The following is an 18,129-nucleotide window of genomic DNA, read 5'->3' as shown; positions in this document are numbered from 1 at the left end:
CGCCAACCACCGGCGCCGAAACGATCGGGAGCACCACCATGAACGACAAGCGGATCCACCGAGCCGTCTGCGCCGACGGCACCGAGCTCGCCGGACGAGTCGCGGGTGAAGGACCGGCACTGGTGCTGGTCCACGGCGGGATCGGACACGGCGACCTCGCCTGGGAGGCGCTGCTGCCACACCTCACCGACCGGTTCACCTGCTACCTGCCGAGCACCCGCGGCCGCGGCCTGTCGGGCGACCACCCCGACCACACGCCGCCGCGCCTGGTCGAGGACGTCACCGCCTTCGTCGACAGCATCGGCGAGCCGGTGGGCGTCGTGGGCTGGTCGGGCAGCGGGCCGTGGTGTCTGGGCGCGGCGGCGCAGAGCGACTCGGTGATCGCCGTCGCCACCTACGAGCCGGTCGTCCCCGGCTCGGGAGAAGCCGACATGCCACGGCTCGGCGCCGCGTTGCAGAAGGTGGGCATGGCTGCTGCCGACGGCCGGCTCGTCGACGCCATCCGCGCCTTCGCCGCCGGGATCTGCACCGACGACGAAGTCGCCGCCTTGGAGCCGACGACCTTCTTCGAGCGCTGGGCGGGCGCCGTCCCGGCCCTGCTCAACGACCTCAGGCAGGACCGCGCCTACGAAGGCCCACGGTCCATCGACCCCGAGGCGCTCGAGCAGGTAAGTGTCCCGGTGCTGGTCCTGCGCGGCGAGCAGACCTTGCTCAAGGCCCTGTGGGCCGAGTCGGCAGAGCACATCGCCCGGCATGTCCCCGACACGCACATCCGCGAACTGCCGGGCGTCGGCCACTTCGCGCCCGTGCTCGCACCCGAACTCCTCTCAGAGGAGCTGATCACCTTCATCGAATCGGTCCACCCCCGCCCGAGCCGAACCCCTCGGGAGCCCCGAATCCGGCGTCGTGGACAGCCAGCACGCCCATCTGCGTACGCGGCGCGCGATCATGCCGCGAATCGCGCGGACCGGCGACGCGCGTCACCACCGTGAGTCAGCATCGGGAGCAGGGCGGAAACAAGCCGGTGAGCCCTTGGGGATGGTGCCCAAACTCGCGAACATCGAGAACCGTCAGATCGCGGCGCGGCACCGGCAGCAGCAACCCCAACGCCGACGCCGACGAGGTCAACCCCCGCACCGCCAACCCCGTGGGTCGAGTCAGCGCCCCCGCTCGGCGTTTAGCCGCGTGGTGCGTACATGATGACGGCGACGCCGGCCAGGCAGAGTGCGGCGCCGGTCAGGTCGTAGCGGTCGGGGCGGAACTTGTCCACGACGATGGCCCAGGCGAGGCGGTGTTCGCGGACACCTTGCCAGACGAGCCACGCGCCGCCGATCTCAGCGACAGCGGCGGCCAGGAACAGGGCGATGGACCGGAGGATCGTCACTGGGGTATGCCACCACACTGCGACGCCGAAACACGTCGAGATCAGCAGTCACAGCCTGCGGTGCCGCAGCCAGCGCGGGCGCCGCGGCGCCGGTGCAGCCACCACATGCCCAGGGCGGCGGCGCCCAGGATGGCGGCGACAGCGATGAGGGTCTTCTCCAGGAGGCCAGCGCCGGCACCGGTGAGTACGCCAGCGGCGATGAGCAGCGGCAGGGCGCAGCAGGCGGCGCAGGCGAGGGCGGCCAATGCGCCGGTGACCTTGCTCCGGGTGGGTGGTTTGTTGTCGATCTGGATCGGGGTGGGTTGGTGGCCGGCGGCGGCCGGCGACTTCGTGGGCAGGGTCATGGGCGGGTTCCGTCCAGGCGATTGATGTCGATGAAAGGGATCGGGCAGTCGGGGCAGGTGCAGTTGGCGAGGCTGTCGCACTCGGCGGCAACAACCTCGGTGAGCGCGTCACGCATCGCGGTCAGGTCGGCAATCTTGGCGTCGATCTCGGTGATCTTGTCGGTGGCGCGTTGGCGAAGGTCGGGTGAGGGTGGCGGCGCCGGCCGGCTTCGAGGAGTTCAGCGACCTCGTCGAGGGTGAAGCCGAGCCGTTGCGCGGTTTTGATGACGCCGAGCAGGGTGACGGTGTCTTCGGGGTAGATGCGGTGCCCGCCGATGCTGCGCCGTGGTTGGGCGAGCAGGCCGCGGCGTTCGTAGTAGCGCAGGGTTTGGATGTTGACGCCGGCCTGTTCGGCGACCTCACCAGTGCGCAGCCCGGCGCGTTCGGTGGTCATCAGGCGGCCTCCGGTGTGGTCGTGCGGGTGCCGTGCAGGGGCAGGCCGGCTAGTGTCCAGTCGGCTTTGCCGAGCAGGATGAGTAGTTCCTCACGGTCGATCGTTCGCACCAGGTGCCTCCCATGCGGGTGTGTCGGGGGTGCCGGGCACGGCAGCGAGTTGGTCGGCGGCGCCGTCGGGCATGCGGACCTGCAGCGTCAGCCCGTCGCCGTCAATGACGAGGGTGTAGGAGCCGAAGGAGCAGCACCGGTACTCGGCGGCGGCCAGCCGGGCAAGGATCGCGGCCAGGTCCCCGTCCAGCGGGAACCGCAACGCCAACCCGGTGGTGGTATCCGGCAGCGGCTCGCGGGCCTGAACCTGGGCCAGGACCTGCTGCCAGGCGCCGATCCGCTGCTGCGCGTCGCCGCCGGCGGCGGCCAGGTCGCAGCTCAACGCGTCGCCGTCACCGCCCGGGAACTGGTAGGTGGCGGCCGGTGCGGTCAACGCGGTCGTGCACGCACACTCGGGGCCGCACGGGCCGGTGTGGTCGGCGCCGGCCAGCACCTTCGAGGCTGCCTGGAGGCAGGCGGCCTGCTCAAACGCCGGGAGGCTGTCGCCGGTGACCTGCGCCCACCGGTCCCTGCCGGCACCCGCCTGCATGGCGTCGCGCAGTTGGGCGGTGATCTGGTCCTGGACGACGGTGGTGCGGCGGGTCACGGCGTGGGCGAGGGTGTCTTGAGCGGCCTGGCAGTCACCGGACCGCCAGCCGGCGGCCAGGTCGGTCAGGTCGGCGGTGGGGATGCCGAGCCGATCCGCGTCGTCAAACAGCCGCACGACGGTGGCCTCATCCGGGTGGTAGCCGTACCGGTCACCGTCCCGGCGCGCGGCCGGCAACAGCCCCGCGTCGTCGAAGTCCCGCATCCGCGCAGCCGGCACACCGGCGCGGTCGGCGAGCTCGGCCAGATACAGCAAGGCGGTCACGACGCGGTGCCCGTCGAGACGGCCGCGGCCCGCTGCGCCAACGAGTCCAACACGTCGGTGTAGACGGCCGGCACGCTGATGTCGAGGGCCAGCGCCTCGCCGTCGGTGGCCGGTTGCGGGGTGATGGTGAAGGCGAAGAAGGAGCAGCACTCGCTCTCTCGCGCGGTCAGGTCCCGCACCTTCTCCGCGAGCCCCGTGGGGCCGGTCAGCGACATCCGCACGTGATCGGCGGCGATCGGTTCCACCCGGCGTACCGCGGTGGCGAACAGCTCGTCGAACTCGGCCAGCCGTAGCGGCTGCTCCGCGGTCGGCAACGTGCACGCGTCGGGCACCTGGACATCCATCGCATACCCCCGAGGGCGGCTCCTGGCGCCGGTTCGGCGCCGTCTGGTTCGACGGTAAACCTGTACCTGGGTACCGGATACAAGTCCGGACCCGATCGGGTTACGCGCACATCCAGAAGACCGGTTGGGAGGGCGGCCACCGGCGTAGCTTCGCGGTTCTGAAGGATCAGCCTGGCGGCGAGAACCCTCTAGTGGGTGTTTCTTGGCTACCGTTAGCTTGCCGCGGCCCGGTGGAGCAGTTCGCGGATGAGGTCGACGACCTGGGTGGGTGTGAACGCCATGGCGTTGTCGCCGACGCTGATCTCGAAGCTGCAGCGGGTGGGGTCGGGTGCCGAGCGAGTCCGGCCGAACATCTGGATGCCTCGGTCGGTGAGCATGGCGGTGGCGGCGTTTTCGACGGCGGCTGGTGCTGCCGGCAGGTGGACGTGGAAGATCGGCGTTTGGGGTGGGTCCGGCCAGGCCAGGGCGGCGCCATCGGTGTTGATCGCTTGAACCAGTGCGATGGTGTGGGCGTGGTAGGCGACCGTCCGTGCCGCGAGGGTGTCGAGCCCTACCAGTGCCGCCAACGCCAGCGGCCAGGCGTCGTGGATGTTTCCGCCGAGCCGGGTGCGCCAGACGGCTGCCTCGCGGATGGTGGTCTCGTCTGCGGCGAGGACGGCGCCGCGGATGCCCTGTAGTCCTTTGTAGAGCGACACGTAGGCGGTGTCGAACAGCGCGGCGATCTCGGCCAGTGGCCGTTGGTAGAACGGTTGTGCCTCCCACAGGCGGGCGCCGTCCAGGTGGGTGGCGGCGCCGGTGGCGCGGACGGCGCTCACCTGGGCGGTCAAGTCGTCCCAGGCGGGTAGTAGGCCACCGATGTCGCGTTGCGGCAGTTCCCAGACCACGGCGCCGAGCGGCTCGCCGATCGCGGCCAGGTCGTCGCCGGTCATCAGCCGGTGCCGGTCGCCGGCGGGGTGGAACCGCAACCCGTGTACGGCGGCGTAGCCCTGTTTCTCCCACGCCTGCAGATGGGACTGGGGGTGGGCGGCGAACGCCGGGCGGCCGCGCCGGTCGGCGTGGATACGCAGCGCGGTCTGCTGGGCCATCGTGCCGGTGGGAAAGAACAGCGCCGCTGGTTTGCCGAGCAGGGTGGCCAGGCTGCGCTCCAACTGCGCCACAGGCCCGTCAGGTCCGTCCGGCGGCGTGTCCGGGTCGACGTAGTCGAGCATCTGACGCAGCACCAGGTGCGGCTGCCGGCGGATCGGCGCGTGTAGGAACAGGGCTTGGCGGACGGGACTGCCGGTCTGGGGCGTCGTCATGATCACAGACTGTCGCTGTTGCAAACTCATGGCAATAGGTCGTGACCGACATCACGATGGTTGTACAGTCGAACCAGTTGGTTGTGCGGTCGAACCATGGCCGACCCGGATGAGACCGCCGATGTCGCGGTAGCGCAAGACGCGCTGATGCGTTTCGTGCGCGGCTTCGGTCTGCACCAGCCGGACCGGACGCCATGTGGGCAGCCACTGCCGGTCTCGGAGGCGCACGCGCTGACCGAGGTCGCCCGGGATGGCCGGCTGCGCCAGGTGGAGCTGGCCCGGCGGCTGCGCCTGGAGAAAAGCACCGTCTCCCGCCTGGTCACCAACCTTGTCGGGCGCGGCTGGATCAGCCGACAGGCGGCGGTCGAGGACGGCCGCGGGGTGCTGCTGGAGTTGACCGAGGCCGGCGCATCCGCTGCCGGCCGGCTGGCCGAGGCCCGCCAGCAGCGGCTGACCGCCCTGCTTGAACGTGTCCCTGAAGATGAGCGCGCCGCGGTGGTGCGGGCGCTGCAGACCTTGGCGGAGGCCACCGAATGATCCACACATATTCCGGTCGCCGACGCGCGGCCGCGCTCGCCGCTGTCCTGGTGTTGGTCGCGGCCGGGTCGCCGCCGACCACCCCGACGTGGAAAGCGAGAGCGTCCTCGTCGACGCCATGGCCGGCGAAGTTCGTGCTCCACCCCGAGGACCTCTCGGTTGTCGTCGCATCCAACTCAACGCCGACATCTCTCCGACCCTGGCAGCGCTCTCGCCGGCAGCCTCGGCATCGCCGCCAGCGCCAACCTCAACCCCGAGCGACGCTTCCCCTCCATGTTCGAACACTTCGGACTCAACGACGAGGCGAAAGCCATTCACCGCGCCATCGAAACCACCACCGCCAACGGCACCCACAGCCGCGACATCGGTGGCACCGCGTCCACCACCGAGGTCACCGCCGCGATCATCAAACACCTCCTCGACAACTAGCCCTCGGTCGCGAACTGGTCGATCTCGGCGAGTTCCTCGGCCGTGAAGTGCAGGTCGCCCAGCGCGACCACGTTGCCCTCCAGCTGCGCCACGCTCGACGCCCCGATCACGACGCTGGTCATCCGCTCGTCGCGCAGCGCCCAGGCCAGCGCCAGCTGCGCCAGCGACTGCCCGCGCCGCTTGGCGATCGCGTTGAGCCCCTCGACCTTCACCCGCTTGCCCAGGGTCAGCGCGTCCTCGTCGAGGAACCGGCTGCTGCGCATGCGCGAGTCGTCCGGCACCCCGTTGAGGTAGCGGTCGGTGAGCAGGCCCTGCGCCAGCGGCGAGAACGCGATGCAGCCCGCGCCGACGTCGGCCAGCGTGTCCAGCAGCTGGTCGCGTTCGGTCCAGCGATTGAACATCGAGTACGACGGCTGGTGGATCAGCAGCGGCGTGCCCAGGTCCCTCAGGATCGCCGCGGCCCGGCGCGTCTGCGCCGACGTGTACGACGAGATGCCGGCGTACAGCGCCTTGCCCGCGCGCACGGCCGCGTCCAGCGCGCCCATCGTCTCCTCGATCGGCGTGTCCGGGTCGAAGCGGTGCGAGTAGAAGACGTCGACGTAGTCCAGGCCCATCCGCCGCAGCGACTGGTCCAGCGACGCGGTCAGGTATTTGCGCGAACCCCAGTCACCGTACGGGCCGGGCCACATGTCGTAGCCGGCCTTCGTCGCGATGACCAGCTCGTCGCGGTACGGCTTCAGGTCCGCGGCCAGTATCCGGCCGAAGTTCTCCTCAGCCGCGCCATACGGCGGGCCGTAGTTGTTGGCCAGGTCGAAGTGGGTCACGCCGAGGTCGAACGCGCGCCGCACGATCTCGCGCTGGCGCTCGGCGGGGCGGTCGTGGCCGAAGTTGTGCCACAGTCCCAGGGAGATCGCGGGCAGCTTCAACCCGCTGCGGCCGCTGCGCCGGTAGACCATGTCGTCGTATCGTTTCGGGCTTGCCACGTACGCCATGTTGATCAGCCTCGCCAGTTTCTGGGTGCCGGTCGGTGCGGCTCTCGGACGACCGCGACGCCTCCAGCAGGGACGGTGACGGAGCCGCAGACCGTCTTGCCAGTGAGGAGTTCGACGCCATCAGCGGTGACCTCGGCGCCGACTCCAGCGTGGTCGATCAGGAACAGATAGTCCGCGTCCGCACCGCAACGCCGGACCACCTCGATCCCGGCCGGCGCCGCACGCTCCGGCTGTACGCCCGCCTCCCGTCGGATGCGGTCGAGCACGGCCGCCAGTGTGGTGGAGTCGGGGTGGGTCGCCAGGTACCAGGCAGCTCCGCTGCCGCGAGTGCGGCGGGTAACGGCTGGGATGCCGGCCACCGGACCGTCGGCGTACGTGGCGACGGCTTCAGCGCCGGCGAGCCGGAGCCGCTCCGACCACAGACCAGCCGTCGCCCCCGCCGGCACGTCGCCGGTGAGGCCGACTCTTTCGCCAGGCAGCAAGGGAAACAACTCGTCGGTGCGCACACCGAGGACGTCCCGGAAGGCGCCCGGGTAACCGCCCAGGCGGATGTGGCAGTTTTCGTCGACGGCGCCGCTGTGGAAGCCGACAACCAGGGTGCCGCCGCGCTCGGCGAAGTTCGTGAGGTTCGCCGCGCCAGCGTCGTCGACCAGGTAAAGGCTGGGGACGAGCACCAGTCGGTAGCGGTCGAGGTTGGGGCTGCCGGGGCTGACGAAGTCAACGGCGACGCCCGCTCGCCACAGCGGCGCGTACCAGTCCCGCACCAGGTCCTGGTAGCGCAGTTCGCCGCTGGGCTGGGAGGGCAGTTCGAGGGCCCAGCGGGCGTCCCAGTCCCAGACGATGGCGACCCGCGCGGCGCTCTCGCTGCCCCGTACCTCCGCGAGTGCCTTCAGGTCCGCGCCGAGGCGGACGACGTCGTCCCAGATGCGGCTGTCGGTGCCCGCGTGGGGAAGCATTGCCGAGTGCCATTGCTCGGCGCCGTTTGTTGCCGCTCGCCATTGAAAGAAGGCGATACCGTCGGCGCCGTGGGCGACGTGGGCCAGCGCGTTGCGGTGCATCTCCCCCGGCCGCTTGGCACGGTTGACGTGTTGCCAGTTGACCGCACCGGTGGAGTGCTCCATGACCAGCCAGGGCCGGCCGCCGCCTAGCGAGCGCACCAGGTCGCCGCTGAGGGCGATGTCGACTTCGGGCTCCGGGTCGTCGGACATCAGGTAGTGGTCGTTGGAGACGACGTCCACTCCGGGAGCCCAGCGCCAATAGTCGAGGGCGTCGAAGTTGCGCACGACCATGAAGTTGGTGGTGGCGGGAATGTCCGGGGCGATGCGGCGCAGCACGTCGCGTTCGGCGGTGTACAGCGAGAGCAGTTCGTCGGAGCAGAAGCGCCGCCAGTCCAAGCGGTGCATGGGATTGGGGTCGGCGCCCGTGGCGCGGGGCGGCAGGATCTCCTCCCACGAGTAGTACCACTGGCTCCAAACGGTGGCCCCCATGCCTGGTTGAGGGTGCGCAGGTCGTCGTCGTAGCGGGTGCGCAGCCAGGTGCGGAAGGCGGCGGCGCTGGTGTCGCAGTAGCAGGCGGCGTTGTGGCAGCCGTATTCGTTGTGCACGTGCCACATGGCGAGGGCAGGGTGGTCGGCGTACCGTTCGCCGAGCGCTCCGGCGATGCGTAGGGCTGCTGACCGGTAGGCGGGGTTGCTGGGGCAGAACGTCTGGCGGCTGCCTGGCCACAGGGTACGTCCGTCCCGGTCGACCGGCAGGGCCTCGGGGTAGGCGCGGAAAAACCAGGCGGGCGGCGCGGCCGTGGGGGTGGCCAGGTCGGCCGCGATGCCGTTGTCGTGCAACAGATCGAGGATCCGGTCCATGCGCGAAAAGTCGTACCGGCCCTCGGCGGGCTCCAGCAGCGCCCACGAGAAGACGCCGACACTGACCATGGTCACCCCGGCCTCGCGCATCAGGCGCATGTCTTCGATCCAGACATCCTCGGGCCACTGCTCGGGGTTGTAGTCGCCGCCGTAGGCGATGCCCGGCACGCGGAGCACGGTGGTCATCGGGCCACTTCCGGCAGGTTCCACTGTGTATCACTTTCTGTAGACGCGGAGCGCGTTTGTGGTGAGGGTTGCGCGTGCCGTCGGCCTGTCACTGTTTGACGCCGCCGGTGGCCAGGCCGCTCTGCCAGTAGCGCTGCAGCAGTAGGAAAGCCACGACGAGCGGGACGATCGAGAGCATGGACCCGGTCACGACGAGCGCGAGCATGTCGCTGTTGGCACCGGATCCGCCGCCGACGGCCTGGGACGCCCAGGAGGCAAGCCCGACCGTGATGGGGTACAGGCGCGGGTCGTTGAGCATGATGAGGGGCAGGAAGTAGTTGTTCCAGGTCGCGACGAGCGTGAAGAGCACGACGGTGACCAGCCCCGGTGCCAGCAGCCGCATGGCGATCCGGAAGAAGATCTGGAGCTCCCCGGCCCCGTCGATGCGGGCTGCCTCGATGACGCTGTCCGGGACGGCGTCCTGCGCGTAGATGCGCATGAGGTACAGGCCGAAGGGGCTGACGAGCGAGGGCAGGATGATGGCCCAGGGGGTGTTGACCAGTTCCACCTTCGCGAAGAGCAGGTACGTCGGGATCGCCAGGGCGGTGGTCGGCACCATGACGGCGCCGAGCACCAGGTTGAAGGCGGCACGGTCGCCGCGGAACCGGAACTTGGCGAACCCGTAACCGGCGGCGGCGGCCAGCAGCGCGGCACCCAGCGAACTGGCGACGGCGTAGATGAGGGTGTTCACCAGCCAGCGTACGAAGACGCCGTCGTCGTGGGTCAGGGTCGCCCAGATGTTCGTCAGCAGCTGCGGGCTGTCCGATAGCCACAGTCCGAACGTCGTGAACAGGTCCTGGGTGCTCTTGGTCGAGGCGACCAGCAGCCAGAACAGCGGCAGCAGGAAGTAGGCCAGAGCGGCCAGCATGGCGATGGTCAGCGGGATGCTGCGCCGGTTCACCGCCGACCGGCGCCGGCCCGCGGGCCGCGGTGCCCGGTCGGCCGTCGCGGTGCCGCGGCTCGTCATGGTGGCGGTGGTCATGAGGACCTCCTGCGGTTCGCGGTCAGCAGCAGGGCGTAGGACACGATCACGATGACTATCCCTAGGAGGAAGGAGACCGCGGCCGCGTAGTTGACCTGCTGGCTGGTGAAGGCGAGGGAGTAGGCGTAGAGGTTCGCGGTGTAGGCGCTGTCGATCACGTCCGGGGCGATGCGCTGCAGCAGGTTCGGCTCGTTGAACAGTTGGAAGCTGCCGATCACCGAGAACACCATGGTGAGCAGGAGCGCCGGCCGAAGCGCGGGAAGCTTGACGGACCAGGCGATCCGCCAGGCGCCGGCCCCGTCCATCGCGGCCGCCTCGTAGAGATCGTGCGGAATGGCCCGCAGGGCGACATACAGGATGATCATGTTGTAGCCGACCCACTCCCACGTGACGATGTTCGCCAGGCTGCCGAGCATCCACCCGTCGGTAAGGAACCGCGGCATTGCCAGGCCGAACGCCTTGCTCAGCTGAGCGAACGGGCCGTAGTCCGGCCCGTAGAGGTAGCCCCACATGAGCGCGGCGACCACGCTCGGGACGGCGTACGGGACGAAGATGCCCAGCCGCACGACGCGCGCGAGCCGCAGCAGGCCGCTGTCGAGCGCGAGCGCGAAGAGCAGTGCCAGCAGCAGCATCACGGGCACTTGGATCACCAGGAACGTCGCGACCCGCAGTACACCTCGGATCAGCAGTGGGTCCGACACGGCGGTGACGTAGTTGTCCAGGCCGACGAACGTCGTCCCGCCGATGAGCCGATGCTGGAACAGGCTGAGGTAGGCGGCGTAGGCGAGCGGAGCGAGGAAGAGCAGGACGAAGAGCACGAGAAACGGGGCGACGAACAGCGGCCCTGCCGCGCGGTGTCGCACCGGTCGGCGACGTGTCGACCGTGCTCGCTGCGAGACCTCGTACGGGGCTGCGGTGGTGGCGGTCATGCCAGGCCCTTCTGCGGTAGGGGTGTACCGGCGCGGGCCCCGCGCCCTCGCGGAGCGCGGGACCCGCCGGTCGTCACTGGCCCTTGACGGTGAAGCCCTGGCTCTTGGCGTACGTGGTGAGCCGCGTCTGCCACTCGTCGAGCGCGACGACGGTGTCCGCCTTGCCGGCGAGGGACTTGCCGACCGTCTCGGTCCAGTCCGTCACCGCCCGGTCGAGGAACGGCGGCCACTGGAACGAGGGGCTGATCGTGGTGCCGATGCCGGCGAACACCGTGTTGACCTGCTGGCCGCCGTAGAAGGCAGGAGCCTGGCTGGCGAAGCCGGGGTCCGCGAGCAGCGCCTTCGTCGCCGGGAAGAAGAACTGCAGGGTGGTGAACAGCTTCGAGCTCTCGGGGTCGGTGTTGAGGAACTGCGCGAACTGCGCCGCGGCGATCGGGTTCTTCGTCGTCTTGGTGACCGCGCTCGTGGAGCCGCCCCAGTTGCCCGAGCTCGTCGTGGACGCGTCCCACTGCGGCAGCGGAGCGGCCCGCCACTTGCCCGCGGTCGACTTGGCCGCACCGGCAAGGAAGCTCGGCCCCCAGGCCGCGGTGAGCCAGGTGGCGTACTTGCCCCTGTTGAGCGCGGAGAACCACGGGTCGGTGAAGTCGGGTTCGACGCCGATGACGCCCTCCTTCGCGAGTCCGCCCCAGTAGGCGGCGAGCTTCTTGGAGGTCGCGTCGTTGACGTTGATGGAGATGTCGCTCTTGTTGACGGTCGCGTACGGCTTGGCGCCGGCCTGCCAGAGCAGGCCGTGCCATGCCGCGGCCTCGTTCGAGGCGAGGTTGGTCAGGTAGATGTCCGGGGCCGCGGTGTGCAGCTTGCGCGCCGCGGCGGCGAACTCGTCCCAGGTCTTCGGCACCTCGATGCCGTACCGGTCGAAGATGTCCTGCCGGTACAGCATCCCCATCGGGCCGGTGTCCTGCGGGATCGCCCACACCTCGCCGTTGCTGCCGCTGACCTGCGCCCACGTCGACTCGACGAACATGTCCTTCAGCGCCGACGCGCCGTAGGGCCGCAGGTCCAGCAGGCTGTCGGTGATCGTGAATGTCGGGATGGCCTGGAACTCGATCTGCACCACGTCCGGAGCGCCGGTGCCGGCCTGCAGCGCCGTACGCAGCTTCGTGTAGTGCTGCACGCCCTGGCCGGCGTTGACGACGTTGACCTTGATGGCGGGGTACTTCTTCTGGAAGAGCGCGACCTCCTGGTCGATGTCCGGGACCCAGGTCCAGAACGTCAGCTCGGTGGGGGTGGACATCGCCTTGTCGATGTCTGCCTGGCTGACCGGCGCGGCGGCCGGCGACGTGTCGCCGGTGTCGCCGCTGTCGCCGCACGCGGCCAGCGCTGCGGTCAGCGACACCGCTCCCGCCGTGGTGAGAAGCGTTCGGCGGCTCACCGGGAACGGGTTGGCGAAGGATTCGGGCATGGTGGACTCCTGTCACATCGGTGGGGGTGATCGACACACCGGGCGACGCGTGTACGCCAGGTGTGGAGGAAGCGAATGCGTTGGGGGTGGGGACACAAGGCGAAGCAGAGGTCAGTGCGGCAACGCGCTTGGGGATCGCGCGCCTAACCGCGGCCGATCTCAGGTGGCGATCGGCGCTGATCAGCGTTGGGCGGGCAGCCCTCCGTCCGAGATCGAGGGACCGTGAAGGCCACCACGCGGAGAGGGGTCGCACGACGCCCACGTCCCCGGGGTCGTCCGGGACGGCGGGGGCGCTGTCGAGGCACGGACTACGAGCTCGACCGGTGGGTCAGGTGCCGGTGGAAGATCTACTTCCGGTTTCTCGATGGCATGCACAAGGAGCTTGAGTCCCTCCTTCGCCGCGGCGTCGAACGGCTGACGCACCGTGGTCAAAGGAGGAGTTACATAGGCGGCGACCGGCATGTCGTCGAAACCGACGACGCTGACATCGTCCGGCACGTGCCGGCCGGCTTCGGTGAGCGCGCGGATCAGCCCGATGGCCATGTCGTCGCCCGCGGCGAACACGGCGGTCACGTCGCTGTCGTAAGCCAGCCCGCGGCCTGCCGCATACCCGGAGGCGGCCGACCAGTCCCCCTCAATGGCAGCAGGCGCGCTCCGGCCGCGAGCTGCCAACACCGCCCGCCATCCCTGAAGACGATCTCTGGCGGCATACCACCGCCGCGGACCGGCGAGGTGATGGACCGTGGCATGTCCCAGATCCAGGAGATGCTCAGTGGCCGCACGCGCCAACAGGTCAGAGCCGACCCCTGCGGTCAACGTCCGGCGGCCGGCGAAAGCCGGCGGCGCACCGAGGAAGAGGACCGGCACGTCGACGCGGACAGAGACTTCTCCGTCATCGACCGGCTCGGAGATCACGATGCCGTCCACGCCCTGCCCTAGCAGCGACTCCACGGCGCCGGCGACACCCGCCGGGTCGCCTTCCACAGTGCTGACCACACGCAGCGCATAACCCGTATCCCGGACGGCTCGCTCAACGCCCACGAGCAGCGAGGCAGGACCATACCCGGCCGTCCCGAGCGTCACCACACCGATGGAACGAGTCCGTCCGGAGGCGAGCGCACGGGCCGCGTTGTTCAGCCGGTAACCAAGCTGCTCAGCCGCGTCGAGCACGCGCCGGCGCACCTCGGCTGACACGTACGGCTCGCCGTTGAAGACCCTAGACACCGTTTTTCGGGAGACCCCCGCCACGCGGGCCACATCCGCACTGCGTGGCGCTGGGTGACTTTCGTCCCCTCCCACCAGTTGCACCATGGATATCTCCTTAGAGACCGCCGAATCCCGAGGTCAGCCTATGTGACCGCGCGGTCATGACCGCGCGGTCATGGTTGCGCGACCAGAAGCCGCCTGTCAAGAGGCCGTACTACATCGGCTCGTAACACATCGGTGACGCTGCATCATCGTCACGACCACTCCCCCGCAGCGTGAGAAGCCCTGGTGTCCGGTCCCGGGCGGAAGCTCAGTCACGGCCGCGCCAAGGTCCTTTCCCGCCAGGTGACGACTGGCTCGCACGGAGAGCAGCCCTACCGTCTTCTCCGTGGTGACCCGCGACGGGAGTTCGGACCACGCGGTGCGCTGGGCCGTGGACGTCTTCGACGAGGTGAGTCTCATGTCCACCCGCCTGACCCACGTGTTCGACGGCGGCTCGCAGCCGAGGGAGAAGCTCACGCCCAAGCTCCCCGGGTGGAGGACTTCTCCGCCGGGACGGTGCGGCTCATCGGCGTGGCCGAGTTGCTCGGTGGCCTCGCGTTGATCCTGTCTGAGGCCACCAAAGGACGGCCCGGCACGCGGCGTCAACCGCTACGGGTTCTACGGCACCGACAAGATCGGCATGGCTGTGACCCGCGCCGACATCGCCGCCTTCACCGCTGCCCAGCTCACCGACGACCGGTTCCACAACGCCGCGCCGGCCATCAGCAACTGACGATTAGAGCATCTATGGCAGTCGCAGCCGCCATACCGGCGTCTACTACAAGGACGCTCAGGCGGTTGCCGATCTCGTTTCCCCGCCGGACTCCGACGCTGTGGCGGGGACATCCTGGCCGGCCGCGTCGGGCCGGTTGGCAACCCAGCTCAGCAGCATCGCGAGGGCCTCGGTCGTCGGTGAGCCGAGCCGCGGCAGGTATGCCTGGGGCATGACTCCTCGCTTCGCTCGATGTTCGGAATATTGAGGAGCAGCCGCCCGATGGTACGGGGTTGGCTGCTCCTCAGCGGCGGTCCTGGCGCCGCTGCCGCGGGCGGGGCCGTGAGCGGCGACGGCGTCGACGAATCGAGTCGGTGGCGTCTGAGCTGCGTAGGCGGCTCACGCCCCGATGTATGGATGCGTCACGGGGCGGCGTAGGAGTGTTCGGCGCCGTCGCGCTTGGTGTAGATGTCCCAGTAGCGCTGGGCGATGGTGTCGGCCTGGGTTTCCGGGCCGCCTGTTCCGATCCAGACGAACAGCGGCACGTGTGCGGCGTATACGCCGGTGCCGGCGGTTGCCTGGTGCAGTTTCAGCACCCAGGCGCGCAGGGCGGCGGTGGCGACGGCGACGGTGGCGAACTCGGGTGGCGCGGCGAGAGGGTCCATCGAGGACCCGCCGGTGGTGTACAGCAGCGTGCCCGAGTCGCGTTTGAGCATGTCGGGAAGTACCTGTTGCGCCGCGGTGATGCCGCCGTAGAGGTAGTAGTCCAGCTGGGGTTGGAGGTTGTCGACGGTGGCTTCCAGCGGGCCGGCCATGGTGATGCCAGGCACCGGGTCGTGCGGGGCAGGCGAGTACTCCAGCACGTCCACGCTACCGAAGCGGTCGTTGATGCGGGTGAACGCGGCGGCCAGGGATTGCCGGTCCATGACGTCGGCGGCGAACCCGGCGGCGTCGATGCCTGCCTCGTTCAGTTCGGTGGCGAGGCGGTCGAGTCTGTCCTGGGTCCGCGACACGAGTGCGACGGAGAAGCCGTTGCGGCCGAACACTTTGCCGATGGACAGGCCCCGCGTCGCTGCCCGTAAGCGGGTCGGGTGCGGTGCATGGCAGAGCCGGCCCGGCCGAACCGCGCAGCTCGAAACAGCTCCCGCAACGCGCGGCACCGACCCAGTGGCGGGCCTGGTCAACGCTGACGTGCTCGGGTCGGGCACGTCCAACCCGTAGGGGTTCGATGGCGTTCCTGGACGAGCTGCGCGACTTCTGCGCGAAGGTGCAGGTCGCGCCGGAGGACGATGGCGGTCTGCTGGACGTCGCCGCGATCCTGGGCGATCCCGAGCCCGACACGCTGGTGTACTGCTGCGGGCCTGCCGGTCTGCTCGACGCGGTGGAGTGGCGGTGCGCCTCCTGGCCGTCGGGGGCACTGCGGGTCGAGCGGTTCAGCGCCGGGGACCAGACCGTCGACCCTGCTCGGGATCGACCTTTCGAAGTCGAGTTGCGGCCGCTCGGGAGTGGTCCTCGATGTGGCGGTCGGTCGTCATTGGCCGTACCGCCCGGCACGTCAGCGTCGAGAACGCTCTGGACCACGTCTTCGGTTACACCTGCGGGCTCGACATGACGGTGCGCTCGACCGAGGACCGCTCGACCCGCAAGTCGTTCGAGACCTTCACCCCGCTCGGCCCATGGGTGGTCACCGCGGACGAGATCCCGGACCCAGCGGCGCTGAACCTGCAGACGCGGGTCAACGACACCGTGCGCCAGAACGAGTCCACCGGCGAGAGGAGGGCACTCGGGATGGTCAGCCTGTCGGTGCCGGTTTCGTTGGACCGTGACCGTGACCGAAGCGAGTGCGGTTTTCGCGGATCTGGTCATGGTGGGCCGAGGCCCAGTCGATCACGGAACCGACGATGTCGAGCAGGCTGATGCCCAGAGGCGTGAGGGCGTACTCGACGCGTGGCGGCACCTCGGCGTACGCGGTTCGGGTGACCAGGCCGTCGTGCACCAGCTGTCGCAGTGTGAGGGTGAGCATGCGTTGGGAGATGCCTGGCACGGTCTGTTGCAGATCGGAGTAGCGCCGCACCCCGCGTTGCAGCGTGGCGATCACGAGCAGGGTCCACTTGTCGCCGACGCGGTCGAGGATCTCGCGGATGAAGCCGGAGTGCTCTGCCGGGATTCGAGCGCACGGCCCCACCGGCATCGCGGTCGCGGGTACAGCAGCGGCGTCCATGGCGCACATGCCCTTTCGGTACGGACACGAATGTGCCTTTTTGTAGAGGTCTCCATGCTGTCGCATGATGGCGTTACGCACAAGAGATAAGTTTTGGAGCCACCTCATGTCTTACCTACTGCACATCGATTCCTCTTCCCTCGGCGCCGACTCGGTGTCCCGGCAGGTCGCCCAGACTTTCCGGGATTCGTGGCGGGGGCCGGTCGTCCACCGGGACCTCGCCGTCGTTCCGGTGCCGCACCTGAGTGCCGCCGGCATCGCGGCGCGACGTTCGGACGAGGCCGGACGCAACCCGGAGCAGGCCGCGGCCGCGGAGATGCAGCAAGAACTGGTCGGGGAGTTCCTCGGCGCAAGCGCCTTCCTGTTCACGGTGCCGATGTACAACTACTCGATGCCCTCGGTGTTCAAGGCATGGCTGGACCAGGTCATGGTCGTGGGGGCCACGATGGGCCTTCCCGACGGCCCGCCGGCTGCCGGACGTCCGGCCTTGGTGATCTCCGCCCGTGGCGGCGGCTACGGCCCGGGCACTCCCAACCACGGCATGGACCATGTGGTCCCCACCTTGGAAACCGTCCTGGGGCATCGGCAGACGTTAGGACTCGACGTGAGCGTCCTGACTCCCGAACTCACCCTCGCCCCCGTCGTCCCCTACATGTCCCAATTCATGCCCCTGCACGAGGCCTCCCTGGCGGACTCCCACGAGCAGGCCCGCAAGCTCGCGGAAGCCTTCCAGGCCGGCCGGTAGCGGCCAAAAGGTCCCCTCCGCCACGCCATCCGGTGCGGCGGAGGGCCTTTACCGATCGGCTCGCGGCACTCGCCCCCCGGCCGAGTACGTGAACCACACCAAATCAGGAGAGACTCCCCGGAACAGGAATGAGATTTTCATGACCACTTCCACCTCGCCTGGATCCTCGACACGGGACACCGGCCGCGCTCTGGTCATCGAGGTGTGGACCGATTTGGGGTGCCCTTGGTGCTACCTCGGCAAGCACCGGCTCGAGCAGGCCATCACTACCGCTGCGGTCGGACAGGTACGGGTTGTCCTGCGTTCCTTCCAACTGGACCCGGACATGGCCGCAACACCGGTGCCGGTCCCAGAAGTATTCGTCGCCAAACACGGAGGTACGACCGAGCACGCCCGCCAGATGGAGTCGCAGATGGCCGAACTGGCCAAGGCTGAGGGCCTGCCGTACAGCCTGGACCGCCCTGCCGCGAACACCTTCGACGTCCACCGGGTTCTGCATCTCGCTCGCACTCATGGCGTCGCCACACCGATGTTCTCGACTTTGCAGCGCGGCTACTTCGCCGGCCTGGTCAACCCCTTTGACCAGGACGTGCTGATCCAGGTTGCCGCCGACGCCGGAGTTCCGGCCCAGGAGACCCGCGCGGTGCTGTCCGGGGACGCCTACGCACAGGCCGTCCGCGCCGAACGGGCCACAGGCGCGGCGCTCGGCATCACCGGCGTGCCGTTCGCCGTCTTCAACGGCACCCACGCCGTTGCCGGCGCTACCAGCGTCCGAGGTTACGCCGCCGCCATCGCGCAGACGCTCGGCGTGTCCGCATGACTGCGCACACCACACATCACACCAAGTCTGCCGACGACGACATCCTCATCGCGACCAGCGAGGGGAACTCCGAGGACCCGCCGTCCGCCCTCACGCTCATCAGTATTCCGGAGGGCGCGTTCTGCGACGCCCAGGGCCATTGCAGCGAACAAAGGGAGGGAACGTGACGGCGGTCAGCAACGAACAACCCGGACGCGCCGGCTGCG

The 18,129-nt window shown here is 69.3% G+C and carries 22 protein-coding genes and 3 pseudogenes; 9 read left to right on the top strand and 16 right to left on the bottom strand.

Going from position 1 to position 18,129, the window contains the following annotated elements:
• The first annotated feature begins 38 nt into the window (after window positions 1-38).
• Window positions 39-992: an alpha/beta fold hydrolase gene (locus Prum_RS33530; protein WP_173080085.1), complete on the top strand. Its 954-nt coding sequence runs from the start codon at window positions 39-41 to the stop codon at window positions 990-992.
• A gap of 185 nt (window positions 993-1,177) precedes the next feature.
• Here Prum_RS33530 and Prum_RS33525 read toward each other — a convergent pair whose 3' ends face one another.
• From Prum_RS33525 to Prum_RS33500, 6 genes and pseudogenes are all read right to left on the bottom strand, one after another.
• A complete protein-coding gene (locus tag Prum_RS33525) occupies window positions 1,178-1,384 on the bottom strand; it encodes a YnfA family protein (protein WP_173080083.1) in 207 nt (68 codons plus the stop codon).
• A gap of 41 nt (window positions 1,385-1,425) precedes the next feature.
• Complete coding sequence (gene merT, locus Prum_RS33520; protein WP_218577447.1) at window positions 1,426-1,728, bottom strand: mercuric ion transporter MerT; 303 nt, start codon at window positions 1,726-1,728, stop codon at window positions 1,426-1,428.
• Window positions 1,725-2,161: pseudogene (locus Prum_RS33515) on the bottom strand (MerR family transcriptional regulator). The gene merT and the pseudogene Prum_RS33515 overlap by 4 nt, the downstream one beginning before the upstream one ends.
• A 90-nt stretch (window positions 2,162-2,251) precedes the next feature.
• Entirely contained in the window at window positions 2,252-3,121 is an 870-nt protein-coding gene (locus Prum_RS33510) for a MerR family transcriptional regulator (RefSeq protein ID WP_173080081.1), read from the bottom strand.
• Complete coding sequence (locus Prum_RS33505; RefSeq protein WP_173080080.1) at window positions 3,118-3,465, bottom strand: hypothetical protein; 348 nt, start codon at window positions 3,463-3,465, stop codon at window positions 3,118-3,120. Before Prum_RS33505 ends, Prum_RS33510 begins: the two co-directional genes overlap by 4 nt.
• A gap of 212 nt (window positions 3,466-3,677) precedes the next feature.
• A complete protein-coding gene (locus Prum_RS33500; RefSeq protein WP_173080079.1) occupies window positions 3,678-4,763 on the bottom strand; it encodes a threonine aldolase family protein in 1,086 nt (361 codons plus the stop codon).
• 96 nt (window positions 4,764-4,859) lie between these two features.
• On the opposite strand from Prum_RS33500, the gene Prum_RS33495 reads away from it, so the two are divergent.
• Window positions 4,860-5,300 carry a MarR family winged helix-turn-helix transcriptional regulator gene (locus Prum_RS33495; protein ID WP_173080078.1) on the top strand — a complete coding sequence of 147 codons (441 nt, stop codon included), beginning with the start codon at window positions 4,860-4,862 and terminating at the stop codon, window positions 5,298-5,300.
• 273 nt (window positions 5,301-5,573) lie between these two features.
• Window positions 5,574-5,729, top strand: a complete 156-nt coding sequence (locus Prum_RS49880; RefSeq protein ID WP_218577445.1) for an isocitrate/isopropylmalate family dehydrogenase — start codon at window positions 5,574-5,576, stop codon at window positions 5,727-5,729.
• On the opposite strand, the gene mgrA is transcribed toward Prum_RS49880, so the two are convergent.
• The 7 genes and pseudogenes from mgrA to Prum_RS33460 all read right to left on the bottom strand — a co-directional run bounded on the left by mgrA (window position 5,726) and on the right by Prum_RS33460 (window position 13,488).
• Window positions 5,726-6,721, bottom strand: a complete 996-nt coding sequence (mgrA, locus tag Prum_RS33485) for an L-glyceraldehyde 3-phosphate reductase (RefSeq protein WP_173080076.1) — start codon at window positions 6,719-6,721, stop codon at window positions 5,726-5,728. The two genes, Prum_RS49880 and mgrA, sit on opposite strands and share 4 nt — an antisense overlap.
• Window positions 6,722-6,726: 5 nt before the next feature.
• Entirely contained in the window at window positions 6,727-7,677 is a 951-nt protein-coding gene (locus Prum_RS52285; RefSeq protein WP_246278651.1) for a beta-galactosidase, read from the bottom strand.
• A pseudogene (locus tag Prum_RS52280) lies at window positions 7,666-8,669 on the bottom strand (beta-galactosidase); the annotation flags it as partial. The gene Prum_RS52285 and the pseudogene Prum_RS52280, both read right to left, overlap by 12 nt.
• A 184-nt stretch (window positions 8,670-8,853) precedes the next feature.
• The gene (locus tag Prum_RS33475) at window positions 8,854-9,786 is read right to left on the bottom strand and encodes a carbohydrate ABC transporter permease (protein ID WP_173080075.1); all 933 of its coding nucleotides are present in this window, start codon (window positions 9,784-9,786) and stop codon (window positions 8,854-8,856) included.
• On the bottom strand, window positions 9,783-10,715 hold the full coding sequence (locus Prum_RS33470; RefSeq protein WP_173080074.1) for a carbohydrate ABC transporter permease: 933 nt from the start codon (window positions 10,713-10,715) through the stop codon (window positions 9,783-9,785). Before Prum_RS33470 ends, Prum_RS33475 begins: the two co-directional genes overlap by 4 nt.
• Window positions 10,716-10,788: 73 nt before the next feature.
• Window positions 10,789-12,177 carry an ABC transporter substrate-binding protein gene (locus Prum_RS33465; RefSeq protein ID WP_173080073.1) on the bottom strand — a complete coding sequence of 463 codons (1,389 nt, stop codon included), beginning with the start codon at window positions 12,175-12,177 and terminating at the stop codon, window positions 10,789-10,791.
• 180 nt (window positions 12,178-12,357) lie between these two features.
• Entirely contained in the window at window positions 12,358-13,488 is a 1,131-nt protein-coding gene (locus Prum_RS33460) for a LacI family DNA-binding transcriptional regulator (RefSeq protein WP_173080072.1), read from the bottom strand.
• Between the two features lie 283 nt (window positions 13,489-13,771).
• Here Prum_RS33460 and Prum_RS33455 point away from each other — a divergent pair, with 283 nt between their 5' ends.
• Complete coding sequence (locus tag Prum_RS33455; RefSeq protein WP_173080071.1) at window positions 13,772-13,987, top strand: hypothetical protein; 216 nt, start codon at window positions 13,772-13,774, stop codon at window positions 13,985-13,987.
• A 228-nt stretch (window positions 13,988-14,215) separates the two neighbouring features.
• On the opposite strand, the gene Prum_RS33445 is transcribed toward Prum_RS33455, so the two are convergent.
• Window positions 14,216-14,371, bottom strand: coding sequence for a hypothetical protein (locus Prum_RS33445; protein WP_218577444.1), 156 nt, complete (start codon window positions 14,369-14,371; stop codon window positions 14,216-14,218).
• A 188-nt stretch (window positions 14,372-14,559) separates the two neighbouring features.
• Entirely contained in the window at window positions 14,560-15,297 is a 738-nt protein-coding gene (locus Prum_RS33440) for an SDR family NAD(P)-dependent oxidoreductase (protein WP_173080070.1), read from the bottom strand.
• Between the two features lie 68 nt (window positions 15,298-15,365).
• Between Prum_RS33440 and Prum_RS33435 the strand changes: the two genes are divergently transcribed.
• Together Prum_RS33435 and Prum_RS55300 are read left to right on the top strand one after the other, a co-directional pair.
• The gene (locus Prum_RS33435) at window positions 15,366-15,749 is read left to right on the top strand and encodes a ferredoxin reductase domain-containing protein (RefSeq protein WP_173072775.1); all 384 of its coding nucleotides are present in this window, start codon (window positions 15,366-15,368) and stop codon (window positions 15,747-15,749) included.
• A pseudogene (locus Prum_RS55300) lies at window positions 15,671-15,847 on the top strand (fumarylacetoacetate hydrolase family protein); the annotation flags it as partial. The gene Prum_RS33435 and the pseudogene Prum_RS55300, both read left to right, overlap by 79 nt.
• Before the next feature lie 82 nt (window positions 15,848-15,929).
• Here the strand turns inward: Prum_RS55300 and Prum_RS33425 are convergent.
• Entirely contained in the window at window positions 15,930-16,439 is a 510-nt protein-coding gene (locus Prum_RS33425; protein ID WP_308785396.1) for a winged helix-turn-helix transcriptional regulator, read from the bottom strand.
• A gap of 25 nt (window positions 16,440-16,464) precedes the next feature.
• Here Prum_RS33425 and Prum_RS33420 point away from each other — a divergent pair, with 25 nt between their 5' ends.
• The 3 genes from Prum_RS33420 to Prum_RS33410 all read left to right on the top strand — a co-directional run bounded on the left by Prum_RS33420 (window position 16,465) and on the right by Prum_RS33410 (window position 18,090).
• The gene (locus Prum_RS33420; protein ID WP_173080069.1) at window positions 16,465-17,103 is read left to right on the top strand and encodes an FMN-dependent NADH-azoreductase; all 639 of its coding nucleotides are present in this window, start codon (window positions 16,465-16,467) and stop codon (window positions 17,101-17,103) included.
• A 139-nt stretch (window positions 17,104-17,242) separates the two neighbouring features.
• On the top strand, window positions 17,243-17,923 hold the full coding sequence (locus tag Prum_RS33415; RefSeq protein WP_173080068.1) for a DsbA family oxidoreductase: 681 nt from the start codon (window positions 17,243-17,245) through the stop codon (window positions 17,921-17,923).
• Complete coding sequence (locus tag Prum_RS33410; RefSeq protein ID WP_173080067.1) at window positions 17,920-18,090, top strand: hypothetical protein; 171 nt, start codon at window positions 17,920-17,922, stop codon at window positions 18,088-18,090. The genes Prum_RS33415 and Prum_RS33410 overlap by 4 nt, the downstream gene beginning before the upstream one ends.
• Window positions 18,091-18,129: the final 39 nt, after the last annotated feature.

The organism is Phytohabitans rumicis, from assembly GCF_011764445.1.
Classification (GTDB): Bacteria; Actinomycetota; Actinomycetes; order Mycobacteriales; family Micromonosporaceae; genus Phytohabitans; species Phytohabitans rumicis.
Note: the sequence above shows the minus strand (reverse complement) of the source record. Positions and strands in the feature narration are given on the sequence as shown.